General features: G+C 70.9%; 6 protein-coding genes. 4 read left to right on the plus strand and 2 right to left on the minus strand.

Features of this window, described 5'->3' with window-relative positions; all coding sequences use genetic code 11:
- The first annotated feature begins 65 nt into the window (after window positions 1–65).
- Genes NFW30_RS18030 through NFW30_RS18040 form a run of 3 tightly spaced genes read left to right on the plus strand, consistent with a single transcriptional unit; the run spans window position 66 to window position 3,020 of the window.
- Window positions 66–725 carry a response regulator transcription factor gene (locus NFW30_RS18030; RefSeq protein WP_295349451.1) on the plus strand — a complete coding sequence of 220 codons (660 nt, stop codon included), beginning with the start codon at window positions 66–68 and terminating at the stop codon, window positions 723–725.
- A complete protein-coding gene (locus NFW30_RS18035; RefSeq protein ID WP_295349452.1) occupies window positions 722–2,014 on the plus strand; it encodes an ATP-binding protein in 1,293 nt (430 codons plus the stop codon). The genes NFW30_RS18030 and NFW30_RS18035 overlap by 4 nt, the downstream gene beginning before the upstream one ends.
- A 52-nt stretch (window positions 2,015–2,066) precedes the next feature.
- A complete protein-coding gene (locus NFW30_RS18040) occupies window positions 2,067–3,020 on the plus strand; it encodes a 1-phosphofructokinase family hexose kinase (protein WP_295349454.1) in 954 nt (317 codons plus the stop codon).
- On the opposite strand, the gene NFW30_RS18045 is transcribed toward NFW30_RS18040, so the two are convergent.
- Together NFW30_RS18045 and NFW30_RS18050 are read right to left on the minus strand one after the other, a co-directional pair.
- Window positions 3,017–3,907, minus strand: coding sequence for a DMT family transporter (locus NFW30_RS18045; RefSeq protein ID WP_295349456.1), 891 nt, complete (start codon window positions 3,905–3,907; stop codon window positions 3,017–3,019). The two genes, NFW30_RS18040 and NFW30_RS18045, sit on opposite strands and share 4 nt — an antisense overlap.
- Window positions 3,897–5,399: an NAD(P)H-hydrate dehydratase gene (locus tag NFW30_RS18050; RefSeq protein ID WP_295349458.1), complete on the minus strand. Its 1,503-nt coding sequence runs from the start codon at window positions 5,397–5,399 to the stop codon at window positions 3,897–3,899. Before NFW30_RS18050 ends, NFW30_RS18045 begins: the two co-directional genes overlap by 11 nt.
- 257 nt (window positions 5,400–5,656) lie before the next feature.
- Between NFW30_RS18050 and purL the strand changes: the two genes are divergently transcribed.
- Window positions 5,657–9,667, plus strand: a complete 4,011-nt coding sequence (gene purL, locus NFW30_RS18055) for a phosphoribosylformylglycinamidine synthase (protein ID WP_295349460.1) — start codon at window positions 5,657–5,659, stop codon at window positions 9,665–9,667.
- Window positions 9,668–9,723 lie beyond the last annotated feature (56 nt).

Consider the following 9,723-nt stretch of genomic DNA (forward strand, 5'->3'; position numbering starts at 1 on the left):
CTGAGCCGGCAGGCTCCGGTACAATCGCCAGCCTGGCCACCTCGGCCAGGCTTCGGAGAAAGTCGATGCGACTGCTGCTGATCGAAGACGACGACATCCTCGGCGAGGGACTGCGCGACTTCCTGGCAGTCGACGGCCATCGCGTGGACTGGTGCCGGACGCTGCAACAGGTCGCGGCCCACGAAGGTGAGCCCTACGATGCCCTGCTGGTGGACTGGCAGTTGCCGGACGGTTCGGGACTCGACTGGCTGCGCGGACGGCGCCGCCGCGGCGACGCCACGCCGGCGCTGATGCTGACGGCGCGCGACCTCCTCGATGACCGCGTCCGCGGCCTCGACAGCGGCGCCGACGACTACCTGGTCAAGCCCTTCGCACCAGAGGAACTGGCGGCCCGCCTGCGCGCGGTGAGCCGGCGAATCGCCGGCAGCGCCGACACGCGGCGGCGCTTCGGCGAGGTCGAGGTGGATCTGGTCGCCCACGCGGTCCGGGTGAGCGGACAGCGCGTCGAGCTCACCAGCCGCGAGTGGGCCATTCTCGAAGCGCTGCTTCTGCGCCCCGGCCGCATCGTCAGCAAGGCGGACCTCGAGAGACTGGTACTCGGCTTTGCCGCCGAATGGGCCAGCAACGCCGTCGAGGTCCATGTCGCCGCCCTGCGCCGCAAGCTGGGGCGAGCGATGGTCGAAACCGTGCGCGGCATCGGTTATCGTCTCGCGAGCGGTCAGTGAAAGCCCTGCCGCCACCTTCGATCCGGGCTCGCCTGACCCTCGTACTGCTCGCCTCGTCGATGCTGTGGATCATCGCCGTCGCCGCTGCCGTCTGGCTGACCGTGCACGACGAGGTTGACGAACTGCTCGACGACACGCTGCAGGCGGCAGCCGAGGGTTTGCGCGGTCCGCTGTCACAGTTGCCGGCGATCGGGCCGGCAGGCTCCGCAGAGAGCCCGGCAACGAGCGCCAGCGGGCGCTTTGCCTGGCAGGTGGTCGATCACCTCGCCGAGAGCGGGGCGCAGGTGGTCGCCGCCTCGGCGCTGGCACCCGCCACGCCGCTGCGCCTGGTTGCCTCCGGAGGTTTCAGCGACAGCGACGCGTGGCGCGTCTTCGGCATTCCCCTGACCGATGGCAGGCGCTGGCTCTATGTCGCGCAGACGCACGCCGAGCGCCAGGAGGCGCTGGCAGAAACGGCGCTGAACGCAGCGCTGGCGACGCTGGCGATCACCCTGCTGGCACAGGTCTGGCTGCAGGCGCAGATTCGCCACGAACTGCGACCTCTGCAGCGCCTGGCGGAGCACCTCGCCGATGGCGATCCGGAAGACCCTGGCGCGGCGCTCGGCCCGGCCGAGCGCAGGGAACTGCAACCGGTGCATCGCGCCATCGCCGAACTGACCCGCCGACTGGCGCTCCGACTGGAGCGCGAGAGAGCCTTCACCGGCCATGCCGCGCACTCGCTGCGCACCCCGCTCGCCGGCATCGACGCACAGCTCGCCGTCGCCCTGCGCGAGTCGCCGGCGAGTCTGCAGCCCCGCCTGCAGCGCGTGCGAACCGCCGCGCGCCGCCTGCACCGCGTCGTCGGTGCCCTCCTGGCACTCTTCCGCAGCTCGGCTGCGCTGCATCCACAGGACATCGACGTCGCCGAATTGATCCCGCGGCTCGCGGTCGAGGGTCTGGCATTCGAGCTTCCCGACCGGCCGAGGCTGACCGCCGATGCCGACCTGCTCGCCGCCGCGTTGCTCAACCTCTTCGACAATTCACTGCGCCACGGTGCCACGACCATCCATCTGTCGCTGCCGGGCAGCAACGTCCTGCGCGTCCACGACGACGGCACGGGCGTCAGCGAGGGAGAAAGGGAGCGCCTGCAGAACGCGCTGAGCGGCCAGGTCGACGCGGCCGGCGGCGGTCTCGGACTGCTGCTGGTCGATCTCATTGCGCGCGCCCACGGCGGCTCGCTGCAACTGCCCGCGGTCGAGCGCGGCTTCGCCGCGGAACTCCACCTCGCCACCCGGCAACCCGCGGCATGAGCCGCGGTCAGCCTCGGACTGGCGGCGCAACGGTCGGCGGCGGCTGTCCGCGATGAGTCCTCCCCTGGCTGTCGCCGCGATCGGCCTGAACCCGGCGATCGACCAGCACATCGGCATCGCGGTGTTCACTGCCGGAGCGCTGAATCGCGTCAGCCGCGAGGAAACCCACGCCGGTGGCAAGGCAGTGAATGTCGCCGCCTGCCTGGCCGACCTCGGCGTCGGCGTTGCCCTCACCGGGCTGCTCGGCAGCGACAATGCCGAAGTCTTCGAGCGCCTGTTTGCCAGCAAGGGGATCCACGACCGCTGTGTGCGCTTCCCGGGTCGCACGCGCAGCAACATCAAGATCGTCAGCGGCGCGCCGCCGCAGGTGACCGAGATCAACTTCCCCGCAAACTTCGCCGGTGAAGGGTATCTGGCCGGCGTCCAGCGGGCGGTCGACGCGCTGCTCGACGACTGCAGCTGTTTCGTGCTCGCCGGCAGCCTGCCGGCCGGCATCCCGGCCACCTGCTGCGGCGAGCTGATCGGTCGGCTGCGGGCGGCCGGCAAGCGGGTCGCACTCGACAGCAGCGGAGCGGCCCTGCGCCACGGGGTCGCCGCCACGCCCTGGCTGATCAAGCCGAACCTCGCCGAACTCGAGGAACTGGTCGGCGACGATCTGCCCAACCCCGCGGCAGCCGCCACCGTGGCCAGGCGACTGGTCGCCGGCGGCATCGAGCAGGTGGTGGTTTCGCTGGGTGAGCGCGGCGCTCTGTTCGTCACCGCCGATCGCTGCCTGCAGGCGATCCCGCCACCGACGATCGTCAACAGCACGGTCGGCGCCGGCGACGCACTGCTCGCCGGCCAGATCGCCGGCTGGCTGCGCGGCTGGTCACTGGCGGACAGCGCGCGCCTCGCCATCGCCTGCGCCAGCGCCAGGCTGGGCATGATCGGCAGCGGTCTGCCGCCGCGGCCGCAGCTCGCCGCGCTGATGGCCGGTGTCGAATTGCGCGAACCCGATCGTGACTAGCCCGGCAGGCTGCCAGGGCGAGAACCGACCGCCAGGCTGAGTCCGGCCGCGCCGATGACCAGCATGCCGGCCAGCGTCAGCGCATCCGGCAACTGCGCAAAGACCAGCCAGCCGAGCAGAGTGGCCCAGACGAGCTGGACGTAGAGCAGCGGCGAGAGCAGCGATGCCGGCGTCCGCTGCAAGGCGCGGATCAGCAGAAAGTGCCCGACACCGCCATAGACGCCGAGCGAGACGATGAGCAACCCTTGCCCCAGGCTCGGCAGCCGCCCATCCCAGTGCAGGGGCAGCAGCGGTGTCAGCGCCAGCGTGCCGAACAGCGCCGTATGGAAGAGCAGGCGCAGCGGTGGTTCGCTGGCGACGAGCTTGCGCGTCAGCAGCTGGTAGGCGGCATAGAAGAGGGCCGCGCCCAGGGCGCAGGCCACCCCGGCAGGACTCAGGCTGCCATCCGGCCGCGCGATCAGCAGCACCCCGCAGAAACCGGCGAGGGTTGCCAGCCAGGTCCGCAACCCGACCCGCTCATGCAGCAGCGGTCCGGCGAGGAGGGCCACCAGCAGCGGCGCGACGAAGACCAGCGCCGTCGTCTCGGCGAGCGGCAGCGTCGTCAGCGCCATCTGGCCGAGCAGCGTCACGCCTGCCAGGGTGACGCCACGCAGCGCCATCAACCCCGGCCGGCGGGTGAGCAGGATGCTGCTCCCGAGCCGCGGCGCGACGCCCAGCAACATCAGCAGCAACTGCACCAGATAGCGCGCCCAGACCAGCAGCGGCACGGCGAGGAAGGCGCTCAGGTACTTCGCCGTCGCATCGAGCGCGGAGAACAGGAACAGCGCCAGCAGGCAGAGGAGGATGCCGGCAAGCGGCAGCCGCGCGCCGGCATGGCTATCGACCACGCGCGACCCAGCGGTTGAACGCGGCGCGCGCGCTGTCGATGATCTCGCCGGCGGTCAGTCCGATCGGCCCACAGCCTGCAGCAACCCGCTCGTCGGCCGCGACGCCGTGCAGGTGGACCGCCGCCAGCATGGCCTCGAGCGCCGGCCATCCCTGTGCCAGCAATGCGACGATGAAGCCACTGAGCACGTCGCCGGTGCCGGCGGTCGCCAGCCCGGGGTTGCCGCTGGTATTGACGAACCACTCGCCGCCCGGCGCGGCGACGATGCTGCCACAGCCCTTCAGCACCGTCACCGCGCGGTAGCGCGCGGCGAGTTCGCGGGCGGCGCGCGGCCGGTCGTCCTGCACGCTTGCCGTCGTGCAGTCGAGCAGGCGGGCCGCCTCGCTCGGATGCGGGCTGAGCAGCGTCGGCGCGGCACGCGCCAGCACCTCCTGCCGCAGGCCCGACTCGGCGGCGAGCAGGTTCAGCGCGTCGGCATCGAGCAGCAGCGGCAGCGGCAACGTGCTGGCGCGTCGCAGCAATTCCCGCGCTTCGTCGCCGCTGCCCATCCCCGGTCCGCAGGCGAGCGCCGTCAGCGGCGCCGCCAGCAGCGATTCCGGCTGCCGCAGCATCAGTTCGGGTTGCAGCGGGTCGATCGCCGGCGCCTGCCCGTCGAGCAGGCCAAGGTAGACGCGGCCACTGCCGAGCCGCAGCGCAGCGCGACCGGCGAGAAAGGCGGCCCCGACCATGCTCGCCGCACCACCGAGGATGCCGGCGCCACCGTTGCTGCCCTTGTGCGAGTTGCGCGCGCGCGGCCGCAGGTGATCGAGCAGCAGGTCCACGCCGACCGTGCGCGCACTCGCCTTCGCCAGGCGCTCGGCGTCGAGATCCAGCGACGCAACCGAGATCATGCCGCAATGATCCGGACCGTCGCCGGTATGCAGGCCCGGCTTGCCGGCAATGAAGCTGATCGTGTGGCTGGCCCGGATGGTCGCACCGCAAAGCCTGCCGGTGTCGGCATCGAGGCCGCTCGGGCAGTCGAGCGCGAGCAGCGGGCAGCGGTCGCGCGCGGCGAGCGTGTTGGCTGCCAGGACCAGCTCGCCGTGGCGCCCGGCGACCGGCCGCTGCAGGCCGATGCCGAAGAGGCCGTCGATGATCATCGCCCAGCGCTCGCCGACCGGTATGCTGTCGAGCAGCGTCCCGCCATCGTCGAGGAAGCGCCGGCAAGCCGCCGCGGCGTCCGGCGGCAGGCGGCCGACCTCGCCGGCGAAGACCAGACTGACGGCGAAGCGGCGTTCGCGCAGGAGTCGGGCGGCGACGAAGGCGTCGCCGCCGTTGTTGCCGGGTCCGGCCAGGACCAGCAGCGCTGCCCCCTGCAGGCGGCAGAGCGAGGTCGCCAGCTCGGCAGCCGCGAGCCCGGCGCGCTGCATCAGCGGCTGTTCGGCTGCCAGCAGCTCGACGCTGCGCAAGGCGTCGGAACGATAGAGCGGTTGCGAGCGGGTTCCTGTTTTCATGGCGGTTTCCTCGGCCCGGAAAAGGTGCGGCAGAAGTCAGCGGACAGGTGCCGAGCGGCACCTGACGCCTGCCGGACCTGGGGGGATTCTAATGCAGCCGGCGTCCTCGCAGCCACAGCTGACGGCACGGCAATGAACTGCCGCCCACACCCCGCCGCCCTGGGCAGTCGTCATGCTGCACCGCGGCAGAGCGGGCGGGTCGGCTATAATCCCGGCTTCCCTCAACGCAGCCTGCCTGCCCCCGAGCCCAGCCCGCCATGGCCAAACTCCTGTCTCTCCGCGGTGCCACCGCCTTCTCGTCCTTCCGCCTGCAGGGCCTGCAGCAGCGACTTGCGCGGGTCGTCGCGGGCACACAGGTGCTCAGCGCCGACCACTGGCACTTCGTCGCCAGTCACGAACCACCGACGGCAGACGAGCGCCGGCAACTCGCAGCATTGCTCGCCGAACGTCCGGCCGACGACGCACCGCCGGGCGAGCTCTTCCTGGTCACGCCACGCATCGGCACCATCTCGCCCTGGTCTTCGAAGGCGACCGACATCGCGCACAACAGCGGCCTGCAGTGGGTCGAGCGCATCGAACGCGGCATCGCCTACCGTCTGGCGAGCCCGTCGCACGCGCTCGGCGCCGCCGGGCGGGCGCTCATCGCTCCCCTCCTCCATGACCGCATGCTGGAGACCGTGCTCGACGACTTCGCCCAGGCCCGGGAGCTGTTTCGCCACTTCCCACCGCAGCCGCTGCGCCGGGTCGATCTTCTCGCTGGTGGCCGCGCCGCCCTGGTCGAGGCGAACGGCCTGCTCGGGCTGGCGCTGTCCGACGACGAGGTCGATTACCTGGTCGACCTCTTCCGCCGCGCGCAGCGCGATCCGAGCGACGTCGAACTGATGATGTTCGCGCAGGCGAACTCCGAGCATTGCCGGCACAAGATCTTCAATGCCGCGTGGACCGTCGACGGCCAGGCGCGCGACGAAACGCTGTTCGCCATGATCCGCGAGACGCACCGCCGGCACCCGCAGGGCACCGTCGTCGCCTATGCCGACAACTCGTCGGTCATCGCCGGCGCAACGGTGCGCCGCTTTCACGCCGACGGCGATGCTCGCTACGGCTACCACGAGCAGCCGACGCACATTCTCGCCAAGGTCGAGACGCACAACCATCCGACGGCGATCTCGCCCTTTCCCGGCGCTGCGACCGGCTCCGGCGGCGAGATTCGCGATGAAGGCGCCACCGGACGCGGCTCGAAGCCGAAGGCCGGGCTCTGCGGCTTCGCGGTATCGCACCTCGCCATCCCCGCTCTGCCGCAACCCTGGGAGCTTCCGAGCGCTGCCTACGGCCGCCCGGCCCGCATCGCGTCACCGCTGGCGATCATGCTCGAGGGCCCGATCGGCGCCGCGGCGTTCAACAACGAATTCGGCCGCCCGAACCTCGCCGGCTTCTTCCGCAGTTACGAACAGCTCACCGGCACTGCGGACGCGCCGCTGCTGCGCGGCTACCACAAACCGATCATGATCGCCGGCGGCATCGGCAACATTGCCGCCGCGCAGTCGTTCAAGGCGGGCACGCTGCCACCGGGAACGCTGCTCGTCCAGCTCGGCGGCCCGGGAATGCTGATCGGTCTCGGCGGCGGCGCTGCCAGCTCGATGAGCACCGGCAGCAACACCGAGGATCTCGACTTCGCCTCGGTGCAGCGCGGCAACCCGGAAATGCAGCGGCGTGCGCAGGAGGTCATCGATCGTTGCTGGCAGCTGGGAGCACCGGCGGGCGATGGCTCGGCAGCCGGTGACGGCAACCCGATCCTGTCGCTGCACGATGTCGGCGCCGGCGGCATCTCGAACGCGCTGCCGGAACTCGCCCACGGCGCCGGCAGCGGCGCGCACTTCGAGCTGCGCGCCGTGCCGATCGAGGAGCCTGGCATGTCGCCGGCCGAGATCTGGTGCAACGAGGCGCAGGAACGCTACGTCCTGGCGCTCCCGCCGACGCGGCTCGACGAGTTCTCGGCGATCTGCGAGCGCGAACGCTGCCCCTTCGCCGTCGTCGGTGCGACCACCGCCGACAGGCGACTGCTGCTCAGCGACAGCCACTTCGCCAACGATCCGGTGGACATGGACATGGACGCGCTGCTCGGCAAACCGCCGCGCATGGCGCGCAGCGCCACGCGCCTGCCGTCACTGGCGGTGCCACTGGCGATCGACGCCGTGGAGCTCCGGGAAGCGGCCTACCGGGTGTTGCGTCTGCCGGCGGTGGCCGACAAGAGCTTCCTGATCACCATCGGTGACCGCAGCGTCGGCGGCCTCAGTGCGCGCGACCAGATGGTCGGACCGTGGCAGGTGGCCTGTGCCGACGTCGCGGTGACGCTGATGTCCTTCGACGGCTACCTCGGTGAAGCGTTCGCGATCGGCGAGCGGACGCCGCTGGCGACGATCGACGCCGCCGCCTCGGGCCGCATGGCGGTCGGCGAGGCGCTGACCAACATCGCCGCTGCCGACGTCGGCCACCTCGGCGATGTCAAGCTCTCCGCCAACTGGATGGCGGCGGCCGGCTTCCCCGGCGAGGACGCCCGCCTGTTCGACACCGTGCGCGCGGTTTCCGACCTCTGCCAGAGCATCGGCGTCGCGATCCCGGTCGGCAAGGATTCGCTGTCGATGCGCACTTCCTGGCGCGACCCCGATGACGGAAGCGAGAAGCAGGTGGTCTCGCCGCTGTCGCTGATCGTCACCGCTTTCGCACCGGTCGCCGATGCGCGGCGGACGCTCACCCCACAACTCGTGCTCGACGCCGGCGAGACCGACCTGCTGCTGATCGACCTCGGTCGCGGCCGCAATCGCCTCGGCTGTTCGGCGCTGGCGCAGGTGTATGCGGCCACCGGCAGCGACGCGCCCGACGTCGACGATGCCGCCCTGCTGCCGGCCTTCCTGGCCGCCATCCGCCGACTCGCCGGCGAGCACCTGCTGCTCGCCTACCATGACCGTTCCGACGGCGGCCTCTTCGCCACCGTCTGCGAGATGGCTTTCGCCAGCCATTGCGGCGTCTCGCTCGACACCGACGGTCTCTGCTACGACCCGCTGAGCAATGATGTCGACGGCAGCGAGAAGCGACCCGATCTGCTCCGTGGCCGCTCCTGCGAAATCCTGCTGCGCGCGCTCTTCTGCGAGGAACTCGGCGCCGTCGTGCAGATTCGCCGGGCCGATCGCCGTCGCGTCATGGACGTCCTGCGCACCGCCGGGCTCGGCGCGTGCAGCCAGTTCATCGGGGCGCCGAACCCGTGGGACCGTATCCGCATCATCCGCAACGCCCGCGCGGTGCTCGATGAGACGCGGATCGACCTGCAACGCGCCTGGTCCGAGACCAGTTACCACATGCAGCGCCTGCGTGACCATCCTGAATGTGCGCAGGAGGAGTATGACCGCCTGCTCGACAAAGACGACCCGGGGCTCTCGTTCAACCTGAGCTTCGATCCGGCGGAAGATGTCGCGGCGCCCTTCATCAACCGGGGTGCCCGCCCGCGCGTCGCCATCCTGCGCGAACAGGGGGTCAATGGACACGTCGAGATGGCGGCCGCCTTCGACCGCGCCGGCTTCGCCGCCGTCGACCTGCACATGAGCGACCTCCTCGCCGGCCGCGCGCACCTCGCCGACTTCAGCGGCGTCGTCGCCTGTGGCGGCTTCTCCTACGGCGACGTGCTCGGCGCCGGCCAGGGCTGGGCGAAGACGATCCTCTTCAACGCGCGTGCGAGCGACAACTTCGCCGCCTTCTTCGCGCGCCCGGCAACCTTCGCTCTCGGCGTCTGCAACGGCTGCCAGATGATGAGCGCGCTGCGCGCCATGATTCCCGGTGCCGACGCCTGGCCGCACTTCGCACGCAACCGCGTCGAGCAGTTCGAGGCGCGCTTCTCGCTCGTCGAACTGCCTCCATCACCATCGATCTTCTTCGCGGGCATGGCGGGAAGCCGCTTGCCGGTGGTCGTCTCCCACGGCGAAGGACGCGCCGTCTTCGCCTCGCGCGACGACGAGCAACGGGTACTGGTGGCGATGCGCCACGTCGACCACCGCGGTCGGCCGAGCGTGACCTACCCGTACAACCCGAACGGATCGCCCGCAGGCGCGACCGGCTTCACGACCGCCGACGGCCGCTTCTCGATCATGATGCCGCATCCCGAGCGCGTCTTCCGCAGCGTGCAGATGTCGTGGCATCCGGCCGATTGGGAGGCACGCGGCTGGCACGACTCGCCATGGTTGCGGATGTTCCGCAATGCCCGGCGCTGGCTGGGCTAGGACTGCCCTTTACCCGCAAGTCTGCAGATCATCCGAAGTCCAGTGTCGGAGCGAGA

It is taken from the genome of Accumulibacter sp. (assembly GCF_023806635.1).
GTDB lineage: Bacteria > Pseudomonadota > Gammaproteobacteria > Burkholderiales > Rhodocyclaceae > Accumulibacter.